Below are 18,889 nucleotides of genomic sequence, written 5' to 3' on the forward strand. Positions count from 1 at the left end.
CACGTCGTTGGACGGGCGGTTCACCAGGTCGACACTGGACGAGGTCCTGCGGAGAACCTGCGCCCTTCTGGGGCTGAGCCACCGCGATGCGACGTTGCTCCGGTTCACCAACAACGCCGTGTACTCGCTGGCCCACGATCCCGTGGTCGTGCGCATCGTGGGATCACGGGCACTGCGGCACCGGGCCCGCAAGGTGGTGCGGGTGGCGGAGTACCTGGCCGCGCACGGCGCCCCCGCCGTGCGGCTCTTCGGCGACGCACCACAGCCGTTGGAGATCGGTGACCACGTCGTCACGGTGTGGCGGCGGGTCCCCTCGGCCGGGCGGGCTGCGACGTCGGCGGAGTTGGCCTGCCTGCTGAAGTCGCTGCACGCGCTGCCGCCTCCGGACGGCATTCCCGGTTGGGCTCCGCTGGACGACGTGAGGGCGAGGGTCGCCGACGCGGAGGAGCTCTCGGCAGCCGACAGGCGGTTCCTGTTGGAGCGGTGTGCGTCTCTGGAACAGCAGGTGGGGGAGCTGGACTTCGCGCTTCCGCCGTCGCTGGTGCACGGTGACGCCCACCCCGGCAACGTCATCGTCGGCGAGGACGGGCCGGTGTTGTGCGACTTCGACTCCTCGTGCGTGGGGCCCGCGGAGTGGGACCTCGTGCCCCTGGCCGTCGGGTACGAGCGGTTCCGGGATCCGCCGCACAGGTACGCCCAGCTCGCGTGCCACTACGGCTTCGACGTCAGATCGTGGGCGGGTTTCCCCGTGCTACGGGCGGTCCGGGAGCTGAAGCTGACGACGAGTGTGCTGCCGATCGCGCGCAGCCATCCCGCGGTGCGGGACGAGTTAGCGCGCAGGCTCACGGACCTGCGGCGCGACCGCAGGCGTTCGCGCTGGTTCCGGTACCGCTGAAAGGCCGCATTTCAGCGCATTCGCCGACCGTCAGCAGCCGCTCGCCGCTTTGACCGGAAACGGTCGGGAGACCGGGGGTCGACCGGGAAGTTCGGCGCGACCGAAGCCGGATGTGTAACCGGGATCACATGAGTGGGGTTCGGGACAGGACCGCGGCGAGACCGTAGGCGAGTCCCATCGTGGCGAGTTCCACGACGGCGAACGTGGCGAGGGCGGTGCGCCGGTGGCGGACGATGCCGGGCATCAGCTTCCACCTCGTGTAGCCGCCGAGCGCGGCGGCGGCCGCGAGCACCACGGTCTTGAGGACCAGGAGCTGGCCGTACGTCGTGGTGAACAGGCCCGGCCACAGTCCCACGGTGGGGTGCTGCACGAACTCGGTCACCCCGTTCAGCACGCCGGTGCTCGCGGCGACGGCCAGGCACACCGTGGCGAGGCGCGAGAAGCGGGGCAGTGTGGTGGCCAGCAGACCGCGGTGGCCCGCCGCGAGCACCACCGTGGCGGCCAGCCCCCCGGTCCAGACGACCACGCTCACGATGTGCAGTTCGAGCAACAGCATCGCGTACTCGGCGAGGTGTGAGTCGCCCGCGTGTCCGGTGACCGGCAGGGGCAGCAGCGCGAACAGGCCGCACCCGACGACGAGTTCGGGCGGCACCCTCCGCCCCACCCGGGTCGCCGCGAACGCGAGCAGGGCCTGGGCCAGCGCGAAACCCGCCACCACCAGCAGTGCCTTGCCCGCGGCGACCGTGTCGGCGTACGACCGCAGGTCGGCGAACGACAGCGCCGTGTCCCTCGGCCGGTACTCGGCGGCCTGCAACACGAGGCTCACCAGCGCCGCCACCGCCCACACGAGAGCGGAGACGACGACACCGAGCCGGGCCTTGGCGAACACCGGCGCCGTCGAGGCGGGTGTGCGGTCGCCCACGAGCAGGGGCAGCAGCGCGAATCCGACGGCCGCCACGGCGGCGAGGTCGAGCGCCACTCTGGCGATCGGCAGGCCAACGCGTACCGCCGTGTCGACCTGCGCGATGCCCGCGACCGGGGTCGTGGTCGTGAGTGCCAGCCCGACGAGGACCCCGGCCAGGGCGGCTGTGACCAGCGCGACCAGAGGTCCGGGACGTGGCACCGAGGTGGACGCGGTGGCTGGCCTGCTCACCCCGTCGAGCCTACGCATCGGCCCTGCTCCGTGTCGCGCCTCTCGATCCACAGTGGGGGCCGGGAGAGGGGTTAGTAGGGATCCCGAACGGGCAACCCGGGCGGAAACCATGGAGGCAGCTGCGTATGGGTGATCATTCGGACGAGACCGGAGGACTGGTGCGCAACGACTCCCAGGAGACCGGTGCGGCCGGGCCCGCCAACGCGCCCGAGCACACCGGCCCGAGGGACGCCACCGATTCGGCCGGGCAGCCGACGAAGGCTGTCGCGGCGGACCGCCCCGCGAGAACCGACCGCGTGGTGTTCGGTGTGGCGGCCGCGGTCGCACTCGCCATAGTGGCGTGGGGCATCGCATCGCCGAGCAGCCTCGCCGGCGTGGCGGACACGGTGCTCAACGGCGCCGTCATCCCGTACGGCGGGTGGGCCTTCGTGCTGACCGCGAGCGGGTTCGTGGTCTTCGCGGTGTGCGTGGCCATCAGCCGGTACGGACGGATCCCGCTGGGCAGGGACGACGAACGACCGGAGTTCCGCACGATCTCCTGGGTCGCGATGATGTTCAGCGCGGGCATGGGGATCGGCCTCATGTTCTTCGGCGTGTACGAGCCGGTGGCGCACCTGACGAGTCCTCCGCCCGGCACGGTGGCGCCCAACTCGGACGATGCCGTCCATCTCGCGATGGCGACCACGTTGTTCCACTGGACGCTGCACCCGTGGGCGATCTACGCGGTGGTGGGGCTGGCCATCGCCTACAGCGCGTTCCGCAAGGGGCGCGGCCAGCTCATCTCGGCGGTGTTCGAGCCGCTGATCGGCAAGCGGCGCAGTCAGGGCCCGCTGGGCAAGGCCATCGACATCATGGCCATCTTCGCGACGCTGTTCGGGTCGGCCGCCTCGCTCGGGTTGGGCGCGTTGCAGGTCGGTGGTGGTCTGGCTGCGGTCGGCTGGAGCGACAACCCCGGTACCGGGCTGCTGGTGGCGATCATCGCGGTGCTGACGGTGGCGTTCGTGGCTTCGGCCGTCTCGGGCGTCGCGCGGGGCATCCAGTGGCTGTCGAACATCAACATGGTGCTCGCGGCAGTGCTCGCCGTGTTCATCCTGGTGGTCGGGCCGACGGTGCTCATCCTCAACCTGGTTCCAGGTGCCATCGGTGACTACTTCCGCGAGTTCCCCGCCATGTCCGGACGCACGGGCGTCACCGGGGGCGAGGAGATGCGCGACTGGCTCGGCAGTTGGACCGTCTTCTACTGGGCGTGGTGGATCTCGTGGACACCGTTCGTGGGCATGTTCATCGCCCGTATCTCGCGTGGCCGCACGATCCGCGAGTTCGTCATCGGCGTGATCGCCGTGCCCAGCGTCGTGAGCCTGGTCTGGTTCTCGATCTTCGGTGGTGCGGGTATCCGGCGACAGCGTTCCGGTGTCGACATCGCGGGCGCCGGTGGCGAGGAAGCGGCCACGTTCGCGCTCCTGGAGACCCTGCCGTTGTTCGTGCCCGTCGCCATCGTCGTGATGGTCCTGGTGTCGATCTTCTTCGTGTCCGGCGCCGACGCGGCGTCCGTGGTCATGGGCACGCTCTCGCAGCGGGGCACCGTGGGGCCACACCGCAGAGTCGTGATCTTCTGGGGCGTGGTGATGGGTGCCGTCGCCGCCGTCATGCTGCTGGTGGGCGGTGACGAGGCGCTGACCGGCCTGCAGAATCTGACGATCCTGGTGGCGGTGCCGTTCGTGCTCGTCATGATCGCCTTGTGCGTTTCGCTGTACCGGGATCTGCGGCGCGATCCGCTCGTGGTCAGCGAGGACGAGGTGATGCGGTCGTTGCGCAAGCTGCACGACGAGCGCAAGGCCGAACGCGTGAAGGAGCGCAGGCAACGGCGCAACCGGAAGTAGGCGGTACGGCTCTCGGGCCGGGCTCCGGTTCGGGGCCCGGCCCGAGGCCTTTCCTGGTTTTTCCTGCTTTTCCTGGTTTTTCTAGTCCTGCGACCTGCCCATCCGCAACGCCAGCACGAGTCCGGCGACGAGCAGCACCGCGGCACCGGCGAGCCAGACCCACACGGGCACGCCCGAGGAGTCGTCCTCGTTCGCTGCCTGGTCGTCCTGGCCCGCGTCACCCGGCTGCCCGGACTGCGCCTGGTCGTGGTCGCCCTGCGCTGCCTCACCCTGACCTCTCTGGTCGGGGCCCACGGAGTCGGGCGCCCCGCTGGCCTCGCCCGGACCGGGTGAGGTGAGGGTGAAGCGGATCTCGTCCGACACCGGGTGTCCGTCGGCGGAGAGCACGCGGTAGCCGATGACGTACTCGCCCGCGGGGCCGAGCGGCCGCAGCGGCGCGGTCACGGTGGCACCGTCGACCTCGACGGTGCCCTCGGCCCACTGGTCGCCGTGTGGCCCGGTGACGGCGACCTCGTTGACGTCGGCGTCCTGGACCGGCTGGTCGAACGTGAGCACGACCTCCGTCGGGGCGGTGCCGAGCTCGTCGCCCTCGGCGGGGTTCGACGAGACGAGCACGTTGTGGGCCGATGCGGGCAGCGCGGCTCCGAGCATCGCGAGCAGCGCCACCACGAGGGTGGTGACGAACGCGAGTGGTCTCCTCATGACCTGCCTGCCTTCCTGGCGCGCAGCGTGGCGCCGATGCCGAGTCCGAAGCCGAGGGCGCCGAGGGCGAGCCCGGCTCCGCCCAGCCAGCGTGCGGTGTCGTCGGTGGTACCGGTGTCGGCTTCGGTGCCGGTGGCCTCGCCGGCCTCGGCTGACTGCTCCGAACCCGTGCCGTGACCGTGGCCGGACGACTCGGCGAGCTCGACCACCGGCGCGGGCCGCTCGGGCTCGGTGCCCTCGGCCGGCGGCTGGTCCCACTTCACGACCTTGCCGTCCGCGTAGGTCTGCGAGGTGGGCAGCACCAGCGTGTCCACGTCTTCGGGCAGGGCACCGAGGACGATCTCGAACTCCTCGTACGACGTGGTTCCCGCCGCGATCTCGTGGCCGTCCTCGGCCTTCCACGTGATCCTGGTGACCACGTCGTCGGTCTCGGTGACCTCGGCCGTCCAGCCGGGGACGGGTTTGGTGCGGGCCGACGTGATGCCGTACTCGGCGGGCACGGTCACCTCGACCTCGGTGGTGCCGACCTTCTCCTCCTCGTTCGGTACCCGCAGCACGACGGCCCCGTAGCCGCCCTTTTCCGGGGTATCCCCGTAGACGTTGGCGGTCACGTGCGCCGAGGCGATGCCACCCGCGAGCAGCATGCCCGTCGTGACCGCCGCGCCCAGCACAGCGCCACGAGCTATACGTCGATTTGTCGACAGCAACTGTTCTCCTGATCCTGAATCTGGATGAGTTAGGTGTTCGAACCGGTCAGGAGGTTGCGGGGGGTCCGCGCCTCGGATGCGCGCGGCGAAGGTGAACGGAGAAGGCGCCGGTGCCCTCGGCGGTCGGCACGACGGCCCCGGACGGTGACTCGAACCCGGGCGGCGAGCAGACCGTGACCAGCAGACCGCGTAGCGCCGAGAGCGTGCTGACGGCGACGGCCAGCATCGCTTCGGCGTGCGCGAGCAGCACGGCGGTGGCGACGGTGGCGACGGCATGCCCCGCGAGCATCGCCGGGCCCTCCACCGGGTGTCCCGACAGTTCACCGAGCACGAGGTGGGTGCCCACCTGGGCGCCACCCAGGACGAGCACGACACCACCCGGTCCGCGGGTCTGCTCCGCGACGGCGGTGGAGATCCACCCGATCAGCACGGTGATCGCGGCGGTGGTCAGCAGGTGCGGAAAGTGCCCCCCGCCCAGGGTGTGCGCCGTCACACTGAGCGTGGCCGAGCAGCCCGCGAGCAGTACGCCACGGATCGCACGCATCGCGTGGTCGGACCCGCTTCGCCTGCTCATGTCGCCAAGCCTATGGGATCGCGCGGTTGAGACGAATCTCCTCCGAAGCTTGCCGTTTCCGCGAGGATCGTGAATCGTGTTTGCGCCACTGACATGTGCCGAGCGATGCGAGCGGGTGGTCCGTTGAATCTGTTCGAATATGTGGCCGACCGGTGGGAGCGGCTGTCGCTACAGGCATTGCTGCACGTCAGCGAAGTCGTCCAGTCGACGATCATCGCCGCGGTGATCGGCATCCTGATCGGTGTCGCGGTCTACCGCAGCCCTATCGGTTCCGCCGTCGCGACCGCGTTGGCGAGCACCATCCTCACCATTCCGTCGTTCGCGCTGCTCGGCCTGCTGATTCCCGTGGTGGGCCTGGGGGCGACCCCGACGGTGATCGCGCTGGTGCTGTACGCGCTGCTCCCGATCACCCGCAACACCATCGTGGGGCTCGGAAGCGTCGATCCGGCGGTCACCGAGGCGGCCAAGGGCATCGGGATGAGCCGCTTCGGCGTGCTGACCAGGGTGGAACTGCGACTCGCCTGGCCGGCCATCCTCGCCGGGATGCGGGTCGCGACGCAGATGTTGATGGGCATCGCGGTGATCGCCGCCTACGCCAAGGGGCCCGGGCTCGGCAGCGAGGTGTTCTCGGGCCTGACGAGGGCGGGCAGCGCCAACGCGACCAACCAGGCGCTGGCGGGAACGCTCGGCGTCGTCATCCTCGCCCTCCTGCTCGAGGGCGTGTACTTCCTGATCGCTCGCCTCACCGTCTCGAGGGGTATTCGTGGCTGACAAACCCAGTGGTGCCGAGATCCAGTTGGAGAACGTCACCAAGCACTATCCGGGAAGCTCGGAACCCGCCGTCGCCGACGTCAGCATGACGATCCCGGCGGGCAAGATCGTGATCCTGGTGGGTCCGTCCGGGTGCGGCAAGACCACCACCATGCGCATGATCAACCGACTGATCGAGCCCACCTCCGGGCGGATCACCATCGGCGGCGAGGACGTGCTGGCGTTCAACGGTGACGCGCTACGCCGCAAGATCGGCTACGCGATCCAGCAGGCCGGGCTGTTCCCGCACTTCACGGTGGCGCAGAACATCGGTGTGGTGCCGGGCCTGCTGAAGTGGGACCGCAAACGGATCAACGACCGCGTCGACGAGCTGATGGATCTCGTGGGGCTCGACCCCGCCGAGTTCCGTGACCGGTACCCGCGGCAGCTCTCCGGCGGCCAGCAGCAGCGGGTGGGGGTGGCCAGGGCACTCGCCGCCGACCCACCGGTGCTGCTCATGGACGAGCCGTTCGGAGCGGTCGACCCCATCACGCGGGGCAACCTCCAGGACGAGCTGCTGCGGCTCCAGGAGGACCTGCGCAAGACCATCGTGTTCGTCACCCACGACTTCGACGAGGCCGTCAAGCTCGGCGACAAGATCGCGGTGCTCGGTGACAAGTCGTCGATCCAGCAGTACGACACGCCCGAGGCGATCCTCGCCAACCCGGCCAACGACATGGTGGCGGGCTTCGTGGGCGCGGGTGCCTCGCTCAAGCAGCTCACTCTGCTGCGGGTCCGCGACGTCAGCTACAGCGACGACATCGTGGCCATGCCGGTCGACACGCCGGTCGCCGAGGCGCGCGAGCGGATGGCCCGCAAGGGCGAGACGTACGCGCTCCTGCTGGACGGGCGCCGACGGCCGCTGCGCTGGGTGCACGTGCGTGAGCTGTCGTCGGCGACGTCGCTCACCACGGTCGGAAGGCCGATCGGCGACCCGGTGAGCCTGCAGTCCACGCTCCAGGACGCGTTGGAGGCCATCCTCGCCGAGGGCGGCAACGCCGTGGTCACCGGCTCGCGCGGCGAGTACGTCGGGACGATCGACATCACCACGGTCACCGACACCATCCAGCAGTTGCGCACCGAGCACGTCGAGTCGGAAAGCGCCGCGTCATGACGTCCACGGAACTGTCGGGGTACTCCACGGAGTCGGGATCGAGGCTGGCCGACCGGATCCGCCTGCTGGCGCAGCCCGCCGTGGTGATCGTGGTCGTCGGTGCCGTGCTCGTGTGGGCGTTGTCGAGGGACAACGACGTCATCGAGGCCGAGGCGCTGAACGGCTCGTACCTGCTGGACAAGACGTGGGAACACCTGCTGCTGACGGTGGTGGTCACCGCCATCGTGGTGGCGGTGGCGCTGCCGCTGGGCGTGGTGCTCACACGCTCGTGGGCGCGGCCGGCGGCACCGGTGTTCATCGGCATCGCCAACATCGGCCAGGCCGCGCCCGCGCTCGGTGTGCTGGTGCTGTTCTTCCTGTGGAGCGAGTGGGAGGGCCTGTGGGCGGCGGCGCTGCCGATCGCGTTCTACTCGCTGCTGCCGGTGCTGCGTAACACGATCGTCGGGATCGAGTCCGTCGACCTGGCCCTGGTGGACGCCGGGCGCGGCATCGGCATGTCGTCGGCTTCGGTGCTGTTCCGCATCGAACTGCCCCTGGCGCTTCCTCTCATCCTCGCGGGTCTGCGCACGTCGCTGGTGCTCGCCGTGGGCACGGCGACGCTGGCGTTCTTCGTCAACGGCGGCGGACTGGGCGAGTTGATCGACGCGGGCTACAAGCTCAACCGCACTCCGGTGCTGGTGGTCGGTGCCGTGCTGGCCGTGGGCGTGGCGCTGCTGGTCGACTGGCTCGGCGCGGTGCTCGAGAAGTACTTCGGACCGAAGGGACTCTCATGAGGCATGGCACGAGTCGGGCCGGACGGCGCGTGGTGTGCGCGCTCGTGGCCGCGGTGTCGCTGCTGGTGAGCGGGTGCGGCCTCAACGTGAACGCGGCCCTGCCGTTCGACGTGCGACCGGGGTCGATCCACCATGTGCCCGAACTGGACGGCGTGGAGATCGTGGTGGGGTCCAAGGACTTCACCGAGAACGTCGTCCTCGGCTACATCACGCAGCTCGCGTTGAAGGCCGCGGGCGCGAACCCGATCGACTTCACCAACATCACCGGGTCGAACGGGGCGCGGGCCGCGTTGCAGAACGGCCAGATCGACCTGATGTGGGAGTACACCGGTACCGGCTGGCTCTCCTACCTGGGCGAGGACCGGCCGCTGTCGTCCGAGCGGGAGCAGTACGAGGCGGTACGCAAGGCTGACCTGGAGCGCAACGGCCTCGTGTGGCTGCCGTACTCCGAGGTCAACAACACCTACGGGTTCGCGGTCACCGAGGCCTACGCCGAAAAGCACGGGCTGCGCACGATGAGCGACGTCACGAACTTCCTCGAGCAGAACCCGGAGGAGGCCGTGTTCTGCGTGGACACCGAGTTCGCCAACCGGCCCGACGGCATGCCCGGGGTGCAGGCGACCTACGGGTTCCCGATCACCGACATGAAGACGTTCGGCTCGGGCGCGATCTACGCGGCTGTGGTGAACGACACCTGCAACTTCGGCGAGGTCTTCACCACCGACGGCCGGATCGCGGGGCTGAACCTGAGGGTGATGGAGGACGACAAGCAGTTCTTCCCGCAGTACAACGCCTCACTGACCCTGCGGCAGGACTTCCACGAGCAGTACCCGCAGATCGCCGAGGTCATGGCCCCCATCACGAAGGCCCTGAACAACGACGAGATCATCGAGCTCAACAAGCAGGTCGACGTCGACGGCCGCGACGCCGCGAAGGTCGCCCGCGACTGGCTGGTGTCCAAGGGCTTCATCACGACCCCCTGAACGCCGTGTCCGCGGTCCCTGTACGCGTGTCCGCGGTTCAGCTCGCCGCACCCGGGACACCGAGGCGGCGCAGTACCTCGGTCTCGATGGTGTCCAGCTCCGCGGCGACGGCCCGGTGTGCCGCCTTCCTGCGAGGGGCGGGCATGTGCTCGGCCGCCCGCACGGAGGCGGTGAGCTGCTCCAGGGTCGAGCGGCTGCGCGTGACGAACTCCTGGTCCTCGCGCGTCGCCCGCTCGGATCGGGAGAGCTGAGTCAGCGCCACCGCCGCCCCGGCGAGCCGGGCGAGCAGCGCGCCACCGCGACCGCTGTACTCGGGTAGCTGGGAGACGTCGACGCCCAGGCGGTGAGCCTGGCGCCGGTCGTACGCCTCCCGCACCGCGCCGGCGACACGCAGCACCAGCGGTGCGAGCGCGGGCACGGCGGCGGGAACGATGACTTTCGCCACGCGCACGGCGTTCTTCGCGCGTTTCGGTGTCAACCCGCTGTCATCCTCGGTCGCGCTCCGCGTCCGATCCGCCCTGCGGCCCATCGCCCCGGTCCCCTTCGTCGCTGTCAGGAGTCGTGCACTGGCTTTCCTCGTGAACTTACTGTTCGCCTCGTCCACGGGCACGTCGGCTCCATGTCAGGGGGCTCTCATACAGTGAATGGCATGGCTGTCGAGGTGTTGTTGGACGCGGGGGTCGTCACGCGGTGTCGCCGTCGCGTACACCTCGACCACGATCCGACCATGAGGGGCGCGGAGTTGGCGCCGCCCGATCCGGCCGCGGAGCAGCGCATCGCCGACGCGCAGGCGCACCGGGCGCGGATCGCCGAGTGGCTCCGCGCCGAGGCGCAGGGTGGTTGGGTCGCCGTCCCTCCCGAGTTGCCCGCGGCGGAGCGCGCCGAGCTGACCCGTGCCGCCCTGGCCGACGGCGTCGCGCTGGTCTGGGGCGCCACGTTCCCCGCGGACCGCGACGGGGGCAGGCGCGGTGGGATCAACCTGCTCGTGCGCACAACCGGTGGGTACGCGCCGGTGCTCGTGGTGCGGCACCGCATCACCGACCCCGGGAGCGGCGCACGCACCACGGTGCTGCCGGACGTCGATCCCGATCGCGCGGAGACCGACGCGAAGCGCAAGGTGCGTTCGCATCCGCGCGACCAGCTCAGGCTCGCCCACGTGCGACGGTTGCTGGAGGCGGCCGGGTACGCCGAGCCGGACAGGGCGGTGGGTGGTGTCGTCGGCCTGGACGCCGATGTCGTCGTCTGGCACGACCTCACGGCGCCGACCTGGCCGGGCGGTCGCAGTGCGCTGGACGAGTACGACGAAAGGTTCGCCGACCGCCTCGCGGTGGCACGGGCCGCGGCCTCGCGCGCCGAGGCGCTCGCGGAGCCGTCGCGCATCCTGGAGTGCAAGCGTTGCCCGTGGTGGCCGGTGTGTGAGGCGGACCTGGTCCGGGCGCGGGACGTCAGTCTCGTGGTGCGCGGTGAGGACGCGGTCGAACTGCGGCGCGCAGGTGTGTCCACTGTAGACAAGCTGGCGGCGCTCGACCCCGCCGACGAATCGCCGATCCAGTGGACCGGCACCACGTTCGAAGACGGCGTGGCGTTGGCGAGGGCGTGGCTGGCCGACCTCACGGTGGTGCGCAGGGTCGAGAAGGTGCACGTTCCGCGCGCCGACGTCGAGGTGGACATCGACATGGAGAGCTTCGGCGACTCGGGTGCCTACCTGTGGGGTTGCCTGCTCAGCGGCGCGGACATCGGTGTCGAGCCGGGCTATCGGGCGTTCGTGACGTGGGAACCACTGCCCACCGACGACGAGGCGCGGTCGTTCGCGCGGTTCTGGGCCTGGCTCTCGGACGTCCGGGCCAGGGCCGAGGCCGCGGGGCTCACGTTCCGCGCCTACTGCTACAACGCGCTCGCGGAGAACCGCTGGCTCTACGCCTCGGTCGAGCGGTTCGCGGGTGCGGAAGGCGTGCCGACACGGGGGGAGATGCGTCGGTTCGTCGACTCCGACGAATGGGTCGATCTCTTCCGCAGCGTGTCCGATCAGTTCCTGTGCTCGCGGGGCAAGGGTCTCAAGGTGGTGGCCCCGGTGGCGGGGTTCACCTGGCGTGACCCCGAGGCGGGTGGCGAGGCATCGATGCGCTGGTACCGCGACGCGGTGGGTATGGACGGCGGTCCGCCCGACCTGGGGCAGCGCGAGAGGTTGTTGCGGTACAACGAGGACGACGTGCGCGCCACGCGCGCGTTGCGGGTGTGGATGAGCGAGGAGGCCGCGCACGCCGTCCCGTTCATGGGCGAGCTGTAGGGGATCCGAGGCTCACCTCGGCGACATGCGCAGCGCCCCGTCCATGCGGATCACCTCGCCGTTGAGGTAGTCGTGCTCGACGATGTTCACGGCCAGCTGCGCGTACTCGTCCGGGCGGCCCAGCCGCTGGGGGAACGGCACGGACGCCGCGAGACTCTCCCGGAACTCCTCGGTGATCCCGGCCATCATGGGGGTGTCGATGATCCCGGGTGCGATGGTCGTGACGCGGATGCCGTGGGACGCGAGGTCGCGAGCGGCGGGGATCGTCATGCCGGCGACGCCGCCCTTGGACGCGGAGTAGGCGATCTGCCCGATCTGGCCCTCGAAGGCGGCCACCGAGGCGGTGTTGATCACGACACCGCGCTGGCCGCTGTCGTCGACCGGTTCCGTGGTGGCCATCGCCTGCGCGGCCAGGGTCATGACGTTGAAGGTGCCGATCAGGTTGACCTCGACGACCTTGCGGAACAGGTCGAGGTCGTGGGGGCCTTTCTTCGACAGGATGCGGGAGGCGGGGCCGATCCCCGCGCAGTTGACGACCACGCGGAGTGGAGCGCCCGACCCGGTCGCGGCGTCGACTGCGCGCCGCACCTGGTCGGCGTCGGTGACGTCGGCCTCCACGAGGGTGACGCCGTCGGTGGGTTCGGCCTTGGCGATGGACGGTCCGAGATCGGCGGCGAACACCCGGGCTCCCTTCGCGGCCAGTGCCTTCGCTGTCGCGGCGCCGAGGCCGGAGGCGCCACCGGTGACGATGGCCGCGGTGTTGGCGATCTGCATGTTCGCGTCCTTTCTGTGGTCGGGGACTGTCGGGGGTTGTCGCCACAGTGACAGTGGCCATAGGTTAACGGGCGTTCGCGTAGGCCAGAGGGAATGTATGCGAGATGACTGTCGGTTAGTTGTGCGAACGAAGTGATCACCCGTATGGTCTATACCGTGTTTACGTCCAGACCGGAACTCGTCGGGACGCACGGCATGGTCGCCACCACGCACTGGCTGGCTTCGGCCACGGGCATGGCCGTGTTGGAGGACGGTGGGAACGCCTTCGACGCCGCCGTGGCCGCCGGGTTCCTGCTTCAGGTGGCGGAGCCGCACCTCAACGGCCCGGCAGGACAGGTCCCCGCGATCTTCGTGACGGCACGCGACCGCACGCCCCGGGTGCTGTGCGGGCAGGGCCCCTCGCCTGCCGCGGCCACGCCCGCTCACTTCCGTGACCTCGGCCTCGACCTGATCCCCGGTAGTGGACTGCTCGCCGCCACCGTGCCCGGCGCGTGGGACGCGTGGCTGCTGCTCCTGCGTGACCACGGCACCAAGAGCCTTCGCGACGTCCTCAAGTACGCGATCTCCTACGCCTGGAAGGGCGTTCCGGTGGTCGGCCGGATCACCGACACCATCGACGCGGTCTCCGAGTTGTTCGTCCACCACTGGCCCAGCTCGGCCCAGTTGTGGTTGCCGGACGGGGAACCGCCCACACCGGGTTCGCTGCACCGCAACCGTGCACTGGCGCGCACGTGGCAGCGACTGCTCGGCCAGGCGGAAGTCCACGCCGGCCGGGAGGCGCAGATCGACGCCGCCCGCCGTGCCTGGTCGCAGGGGTTCGTGGCCGAGGCCATCGACGAGTTCGGTCGCAGGGCGTTCCGTGACGACTCCGGCCGCGACCACGCGGGACTGCTCACCGGCGACGACCTGGCGTCGTGGGAGGCCACGTACGAGGACGCGGTGATCACCGACTTCGGCGAGTGGAGTCTCGTCAAGTGCGGTGCGTGGACGCAGGGGCCCGTGCTCGCGCAGCAGTTGCGGCTTCTCGAAGGCTTCCGCGACCAGCTTCGCTACGTCGACGGCAGGCCCGACGCGCGCACGGTGCATCTCGCCACGGAGTGCGCGAAGCTCGCGTTCGCCGACCGCGAGGCGCACTACGGTGACACCGACGTCGACCTCGACACGCTCCTGTCGTGGGAGTACGCGGAGAGCAGGCGGGCGTTGATCGGCGACGAGGCCAGCGGGGAACTGCGGCCGGGAGGGACGAACCCGAGGCTGCCCGCGGTGCTCGAACGCACGCGCGGCGAACTGGCGGGCACGGGGGCCATCGGTGAGCCGACCGTGGACGCAGTGGGCCGCACCCGCGGCGACACCGTGCACATCGACGTGGTCGACGCCGAGGGCAACATGATCTCGGCGACGCCTTCGGGCGGCTGGCTCCAGTCGTCGCCGACGATTCCCGAGCTGGGTTTCTGCCTCGACTCCCGCGCACAGATGTTCTGGCTGGAGGAAGGTCTGCCCAACTCGCTGGCGCCACGCAAGCGGCCCAGGATCACGCTGTCGCCGTCGATGGCGCTGCGCCACGGCGAACCCACGATCGCGTTCGGTACGCCCGGCGGTGACCAGCAGGACCAGTGGCAGCTCTGTTTCTGGCTGGCTCACACCGTGGGCGGGCTGAACCTCCAGGAGTCGATCGACTCGCCCGCGTGGCACACGACGGCGTTCCCGAGCTCGTTCTACCCGCGGTCGTGGCGGCCGAAGGAGCTCGTGGTGGAGTCGCGCATGGGCGAGGACACGATCCGGGAACTCCGCGAGCGGGGTCACGACGTGGTGGACGCGGGGCCGTGGGCGCTGGGCAGGCTGTCGGCGGTCTCGCGCGACGCGGCGTCCGGCATCCTGAGGGCCGCGGCGAACCCGAGGGGCATGCAGGGCTACGCCGTCGGACGCTGAGACGCGTTCAGGCGGTGGGATCCTCGGCGATCACCCAGTACTCGGCGAACCGGTCGCCGTCCACACGCAGCAGGTCGTGGCCGTGGAAGGTCACCGGCTCCCCCTCGTAGCGACCCCTGCCGCGCCAGCGGGCGGCGACCAGCTCCCCGTGGGGCACGGGGCCCACCACGAGCTCGAACACGCTGCCCTCGACCAGCCGCCTGCCCTGGCGCACGATGTCGGCGAGCTGGTCCGGGCCCTGGGCGAGTCGCGGCTGCTTCGGCCAGTGGCCCACGAAGTCGTCGGTCACGATGGTCCTGGCAGTCTCCCCGAGTCGGTCGAGCTCGCCGTTCCAGAGCTCAGCCAGCCACCGGTGGTAGAGAGTCGTCACGTCCATGGGGCCATCCTGCCGTCGGACACCGACATCTCGCGCTCCTCGGCGAGTGCTCCCTCTCCCGAGGGAGGAGGACACCACCTGCGAGAGGACCGCGAACGGTACCGAAGCGGAAGGCTTCGGAAGCATGAATCCGAACTCCTCGCCAGGACCCCACCGGCTACGGCCGGTCTTCGGCTACGTCGCGGTGGTCGGCATCCTGCCGTACCTGCTGTTGAAGCTCGCGTGGATCGCCGGTGTCGAGATCGGCGTGACCGAGCCGGGCCTGATGACCACGGCCGTGATGCGCGCGGCCAACGCCTTCACGGCGGCCATGGAGCTCGTCGCGATCGTGGTGGTGCTGACCCTGACCCACCGCTGGGGCCTGCGGGTACCCGCGGGGCTCGTCGTGTTCCCGATGTGGGTGGGCACGGGCCTGCTCGTCCCGATCGTCGTCTCGTTCCCCGCCATCGGCGCCGACTTCCTCATGGTGGGCTCGACCAACGAGGGGTTGGCCGACTGGGTCACGCCAGTGGTCTATACCAGCTTCGCGTGGCAAGGGACCGTGCTGGTCGCCGCGTTCGCGTTGTACGCGCGGGTGCGCTGGCCACAGGCGTTCAGTGGCGCGGCAGGCTCTCGCGGAGTGGGACCGATCGGTGTCACGGGCGCGGTGCTGGCGTTTGCTGTCGCGGTCGCGGAGTTCCGGGACGTGTTCGCGGGTGGACTGAGGCTCGCCAACACGGTCCTCGGCGTCGTCGAGGCACTCGCCGCTCTGAGCGCCGTTGTGGCCGTTGCGCTGCTGGGCGCGCGAGGCCCTCACCGGGCCGTGACGGTACTGCTGTGGACGGGTTCGGCGACGCTGTTCGCGTCGGGGTTCTGGTCGCTGTTCGGATGGCTGGCCATGTCGGATGAGGTCCACCCGCTGGGCTGGCTCCTGGCGGCGACCGGATGTCTTGCCGGGCTGCTGCTGGCGTTCACGTTCTTCTCACGCGTGGCGGTTCCGGGTCGGGACCACTCCGTGCCGGGTGTCCGACCCGTGCCGCACACACCGTGAGGAACGCCGCGAACACCGCGGCGAGCGAAACCGGCACCGCGGCCGGGCGGGGAGGACCGGGGTGCGTTGCCCGACGGTCCTCCCCGTCCGATGCCCGTCAGGGTTGCGTGTACGTCGGCGGAGCGTGGTTGATCTGCTCGTCGAGGAGCTCGGTGAACACGGGTTCGATGTTCTTCCGGCCCTCGCCGAAGACGTCGAGGATGACCACCCTGTCGTACAGGACGTAGACGCCTCGGAGAACGCTGTCCTTGTCGGCACCCGCGCCGAAGACCTGCACACCCTGCATCGAGAGCTCGCGCACCGCGGGGATGCCGCCCTCCTGCTGGGCCACGCCGTACTCGTTGGCGACCGCGACGGCTTCCTCCTCACTACCGACCTCGATGGCGTACAGGCCGATGGTGATCTCGTCGTCCGTGGTGGTCTTCAGCAGACCGTCGCCCATGTCGGCGTCGCCCAACGCCTCCACCACGGTCTCCGGCAGCATGTCGCCGTTGCTCTCGAGGAACTCGTAGTCGAAGGAGCCACCACCGGCACGCTCCTCACCCGGCGGATCGACGAGCGCCGCGTCGTTGTCCGCCGGCTCCTCCTTCGGGGGAGGCGGCTTGGGCAGCGGAGTGCTCGTGGGTGAGGGAGGCGGAGGCGGCTGCTGCTGTGACTGCTGGGGACCGTTCTGCGGGCCCGCCGTGTTCTCCCCGCCGCCTGCGATGAACAGGAAGTACACCGCCACGCCGATACCGGCCACCAGCAGGACCGCGACCACGGAGAGGAGTACCTTGCGGCTCTTGCCGGAGGACTTCGGTTCGTCGAACGACTCGGGTCCCTGACTGACACCCCACTCCGGGCTGCCCTGGGGCGTCAGCGGTGGGAAGTCCCCACCGCCCCACGGCGGTGACGAGTCCTCCGGGGCGGCGTTCCACGGCTGGTTCTGCGGCTGGGCGAACCCGCCGGGCGGCGACGCGGCCGGCTGCTGGAAGCCACCTGCGGGCGAGGCGGGCTGCTGCCCCGGCTGGGGCTGCTGGAACCCGGCCGGCGGGGACCCGGGATAGGCCTGCCCGGGCTGTTGCTGTTGCTGCATCTGCCAGTGCGACACCGCCTGGGTGCGTTCGGCACCCACGTCGCCGGGCGAGACGACCTGGGTCGCCTCGACGCCGGGTTGCTGCGGTTGTCCCTGCGGGGGCTGCTGTCCCGGTTGCGACTGCTGAGCGCCTGACAGCGGTGCGATGATCTGTGTCGCGTCCACGTTGCTCTGCTCGGGTGCCTCTGCCTGGTCGGGCGAACTCACCGCTGACGACAGGATCTGGTCACGACGGGAGCGGTACTCGTCCGCGGACAGGTTGCCGGACGCGAGACTCTCGTCCAGCTTGCGTAGCTCTTCCTGCCAGGTCACCCCCGGCCCCCCTTCGGGACTTGTCGTCTACAACGAACCTCGTGCGCACTCGATCAGCCGCGCCAGCACGTAACTTACTGTGTGACGTCCCGAGTGAGGTAGGCAGATCACGCGTTACCCCAGCTGACACCGGGTTGTTATCTGGGGTTGTCCGCCAGGGCCCGTGCGATGGCGTCGATCACATCGTCGCGCAGCAGCGAACTGCCGCCGTGCGCGACGATGCGTTCCACGAACTCGAACACCACGACGTCCCGGTCACCGAGCAGCTTCGCGATGTCCTCCGGGGAGCCCTGGGCCACGGTGTCGGAGTGTGCGATGAGGAGGTCGCGGTTCGTCGCCGCGAGGAACGGTGAGGCGAACTGCGTGAAAGAGTCGGCGACGACCCCGACGTTGCCGTTGTAGACACCGGTCGCCGGGTCGCCGAACTGTTGCGTGCGCAGCGGGGTCTTGAAGTCGCTCGCGATGTAGCGGGTCCGGTCGTCCGCTCCGTCCGGGGCGAGCGTGTACTCGCGCAGCTCCCACTCCTCGGACCTGCCGAGCAGTCGGGGGAGGTCGGCGGGCCAGGTCCGGAGTTTGCTCGCCTCCACCTGCCAGGTACGGGTGATGCCGGGGCTGATCTGCTCCGCCACCGCGTACGTCATGGTGAGGCCGCCCGCGAAGTTCCAGTGACTGTCGACGGTGGGGTAGACGTCTGTGCCGAGCTGCGTGGCCGTCTGGCGAAGTGGCTCCCGGAGGTCGATGGCGCCCGCCTCGGTGGGAACGCGTTCCCAGAACTCACGACTCCTGGCGGCGGCGCAGTCCTTCCCGACATAGTCGTCGGGAAGGTACTGCGGCAGCATCGTGGTCTTGTTCGGGGCGATGACCAGGACGAACTTCCGCCCCGAGGATTCCACGGCGGCACGGAGTTTGTTGAACGCCGCCACGGTCCGGCCGACGTCCATGACCGGGAAGCACTTGCTGGCGACGTCCTCGCCGAGGAAGAGCCAGTCGTCCTTGCCCGAGATCACTCGGGGATACAGCTTGCGGGGCACCACCTGCTTGGACTCCGGCTGGTCCGGCTGGACTCCGACGGTGCCGGACCGCGCGCCCGACTGGGTTCCGGGCGGATCGCCGAACAGTCCCGTTCCGACGGCGTCCGCCACCTCCACTCCGGCCTCCCGCAACGGCAGGTGGTCGGTGGCCCACGGCGACAGCTCCGTGAAGAAGCTCCAGCCGTCGGCCAGGCTGGGGAAGTCGTTCAGTTTCCGGTTCTCGAACGGCTCGGCGCGGACCCCGAGCACGAAGGCCAGGGCCGGGGCGAGGAAGAAGGCGATGGCGCAGACCAGGGCGGTGCGTTGCCTCGCACTGTGCCGGGGCCGGTAGAGGTTGTGTTCCTGCGGCAACCACGACTCGGGCGTCGGTGGAAGGGCAGGCCCGTTGCGCGGGTGTGGCGGGATGCCGGAGAGCACGCGCCGTATCGTAGCCGCCGGCCACGGTGTGGGAGGGCCGATCACGATGATCGGCGGGCACGGGAGT

At 70.0% G+C, this 18,889-nt stretch carries 18 protein-coding genes; 9 read left to right on the forward strand and 9 right to left on the reverse strand.

What is annotated here, in order from left to right; genetic code table 11:
* The first annotated feature begins 7 nt into the window (after positions 1-7).
* Positions 8-895, forward strand: coding sequence for a phosphotransferase family protein (locus SACCYDRAFT_RS00400; RefSeq protein WP_005452555.1), 888 nt, complete (start codon positions 8-10; stop codon positions 893-895).
* A gap of 124 nt (positions 896-1,019) precedes the next feature.
* Here SACCYDRAFT_RS00400 and SACCYDRAFT_RS00405 read toward each other — a convergent pair whose 3' ends face one another.
* Positions 1,020-2,066, reverse strand: coding sequence for a copper resistance D family protein (locus SACCYDRAFT_RS00405; protein ID WP_005452557.1), 1,047 nt, complete (start codon positions 2,064-2,066; stop codon positions 1,020-1,022).
* A gap of 107 nt (positions 2,067-2,173) precedes the next feature.
* On the opposite strand from SACCYDRAFT_RS00405, the gene SACCYDRAFT_RS00410 reads away from it, so the two are divergent.
* A complete protein-coding gene (locus SACCYDRAFT_RS00410; RefSeq protein WP_005452558.1) occupies positions 2,174-3,928 on the forward strand; it encodes a BCCT family transporter in 1,755 nt (584 codons plus the stop codon).
* An 81-nt stretch (positions 3,929-4,009) separates the two neighbouring features.
* Here the strand turns inward: SACCYDRAFT_RS00410 and SACCYDRAFT_RS00415 are convergent, their stop codons facing one another.
* The 3 genes from SACCYDRAFT_RS00415 to SACCYDRAFT_RS00425 are packed head-to-tail and all read right to left on the reverse strand — an operon-like array spanning position 4,010 to position 5,911.
* Positions 4,010-4,630, reverse strand: a complete 621-nt coding sequence (locus SACCYDRAFT_RS00415; protein WP_005452560.1) for a copper resistance CopC family protein — start codon at positions 4,628-4,630, stop codon at positions 4,010-4,012.
* Positions 4,627-5,337, reverse strand: a complete 711-nt coding sequence (locus SACCYDRAFT_RS00420) for a YcnI family copper-binding membrane protein (protein WP_005452562.1) — start codon at positions 5,335-5,337, stop codon at positions 4,627-4,629. The genes SACCYDRAFT_RS00415 and SACCYDRAFT_RS00420 overlap by 4 nt, the downstream gene beginning before the upstream one ends.
* 46 nt (positions 5,338-5,383) lie before the next feature.
* Positions 5,384-5,911, reverse strand: a complete 528-nt coding sequence (locus SACCYDRAFT_RS00425) for a hypothetical protein (RefSeq protein WP_005452564.1) — start codon at positions 5,909-5,911, stop codon at positions 5,384-5,386.
* Between the two features lie 123 nt (positions 5,912-6,034).
* Between SACCYDRAFT_RS00425 and SACCYDRAFT_RS00430 the strand changes: the two genes are divergently transcribed.
* Genes SACCYDRAFT_RS00430 through SACCYDRAFT_RS00445 form a run of 4 tightly spaced genes read left to right on the forward strand, consistent with a single transcriptional unit; the run spans position 6,035 to position 9,591 of the window.
* Positions 6,035-6,682, forward strand: a complete 648-nt coding sequence (locus SACCYDRAFT_RS00430) for an ABC transporter permease (RefSeq protein ID WP_043536947.1) — start codon at positions 6,035-6,037, stop codon at positions 6,680-6,682.
* A complete protein-coding gene (locus tag SACCYDRAFT_RS00435) occupies positions 6,675-7,835 on the forward strand; it encodes an ABC transporter ATP-binding protein (RefSeq protein ID WP_005452569.1) in 1,161 nt (386 codons plus the stop codon). The genes SACCYDRAFT_RS00430 and SACCYDRAFT_RS00435 overlap by 8 nt, the downstream gene beginning before the upstream one ends.
* Positions 7,832-8,608 (forward strand): ABC transporter permease, encoded by a 777-nt coding sequence (locus SACCYDRAFT_RS00440; RefSeq protein ID WP_005452571.1) that lies wholly within the window; start codon positions 7,832-7,834, stop codon positions 8,606-8,608. The genes SACCYDRAFT_RS00435 and SACCYDRAFT_RS00440 overlap by 4 nt, the downstream gene beginning before the upstream one ends.
* Positions 8,605-9,591 (forward strand): glycine betaine ABC transporter substrate-binding protein, encoded by a 987-nt coding sequence (locus SACCYDRAFT_RS00445; RefSeq protein WP_005452573.1) that lies wholly within the window; start codon positions 8,605-8,607, stop codon positions 9,589-9,591. The genes SACCYDRAFT_RS00440 and SACCYDRAFT_RS00445 overlap by 4 nt, the downstream gene beginning before the upstream one ends.
* A gap of 37 nt (positions 9,592-9,628) precedes the next feature.
* On the opposite strand, the gene SACCYDRAFT_RS00450 is transcribed toward SACCYDRAFT_RS00445, so the two are convergent.
* Positions 9,629-10,147 carry a DUF6474 family protein gene (locus tag SACCYDRAFT_RS00450; protein ID WP_232283879.1) on the reverse strand — a complete coding sequence of 173 codons (519 nt, stop codon included), beginning with the start codon at positions 10,145-10,147 and terminating at the stop codon, positions 9,629-9,631.
* A gap of 93 nt (positions 10,148-10,240) precedes the next feature.
* On the opposite strand from SACCYDRAFT_RS00450, the gene SACCYDRAFT_RS00455 reads away from it, so the two are divergent.
* Positions 10,241-11,878: a TM0106 family RecB-like putative nuclease gene (locus SACCYDRAFT_RS00455; RefSeq protein ID WP_043536005.1), complete on the forward strand. Its 1,638-nt coding sequence runs from the start codon at positions 10,241-10,243 to the stop codon at positions 11,876-11,878.
* A gap of 12 nt (positions 11,879-11,890) precedes the next feature.
* Here the strand turns inward: SACCYDRAFT_RS00455 and SACCYDRAFT_RS00460 are convergent, their stop codons facing one another.
* Positions 11,891-12,652: an SDR family NAD(P)-dependent oxidoreductase gene (locus tag SACCYDRAFT_RS00460; RefSeq protein ID WP_005452578.1), complete on the reverse strand. Its 762-nt coding sequence runs from the start codon at positions 12,650-12,652 to the stop codon at positions 11,891-11,893.
* A gap of 144 nt (positions 12,653-12,796) precedes the next feature.
* Here SACCYDRAFT_RS00460 and SACCYDRAFT_RS00465 point away from each other — a divergent pair, with 144 nt between their 5' ends.
* A complete protein-coding gene (locus SACCYDRAFT_RS00465; RefSeq protein WP_043536007.1) occupies positions 12,797-14,581 on the forward strand; it encodes a gamma-glutamyltransferase family protein in 1,785 nt (594 codons plus the stop codon).
* 7 nt (positions 14,582-14,588) lie between these two features.
* Here the strand turns inward: SACCYDRAFT_RS00465 and SACCYDRAFT_RS00470 are convergent, their stop codons facing one another.
* The gene (locus SACCYDRAFT_RS00470) at positions 14,589-14,957 is read right to left on the reverse strand and encodes a nuclear transport factor 2 family protein (RefSeq protein ID WP_005452582.1); all 369 of its coding nucleotides are present in this window, start codon (positions 14,955-14,957) and stop codon (positions 14,589-14,591) included.
* A 124-nt stretch (positions 14,958-15,081) separates the two neighbouring features.
* On the opposite strand from SACCYDRAFT_RS00470, the gene SACCYDRAFT_RS00475 reads away from it, so the two are divergent.
* On the forward strand, positions 15,082-15,987 hold the full coding sequence (locus tag SACCYDRAFT_RS00475) for a hypothetical protein (RefSeq protein ID WP_005452584.1): 906 nt from the start codon (positions 15,082-15,084) through the stop codon (positions 15,985-15,987).
* Between the two features lie 97 nt (positions 15,988-16,084).
* Here SACCYDRAFT_RS00475 and SACCYDRAFT_RS00480 read toward each other — a convergent pair whose 3' ends face one another.
* Together SACCYDRAFT_RS00480 and SACCYDRAFT_RS00485 are read right to left on the reverse strand one after the other, a co-directional pair.
* The gene (locus SACCYDRAFT_RS00480) at positions 16,085-17,374 is read right to left on the reverse strand and encodes an SHOCT domain-containing protein (RefSeq protein ID WP_005452586.1); all 1,290 of its coding nucleotides are present in this window, start codon (positions 17,372-17,374) and stop codon (positions 16,085-16,087) included.
* A 137-nt stretch (positions 17,375-17,511) separates the two neighbouring features.
* Positions 17,512-18,822, reverse strand: a complete 1,311-nt coding sequence (locus tag SACCYDRAFT_RS00485) for an alginate O-acetyltransferase AlgX-related protein (RefSeq protein WP_232283747.1) — start codon at positions 18,820-18,822, stop codon at positions 17,512-17,514.
* Between the last annotated feature and the right edge of the window lie 67 nt (positions 18,823-18,889).

Origin of the sequence: Saccharomonospora cyanea NA-134, assembly GCF_000244975.1 — a bacterium.
In the GTDB taxonomy this organism is placed as follows: domain Bacteria; phylum Actinomycetota; class Actinomycetes; order Mycobacteriales; family Pseudonocardiaceae; genus Saccharomonospora; species Saccharomonospora cyanea.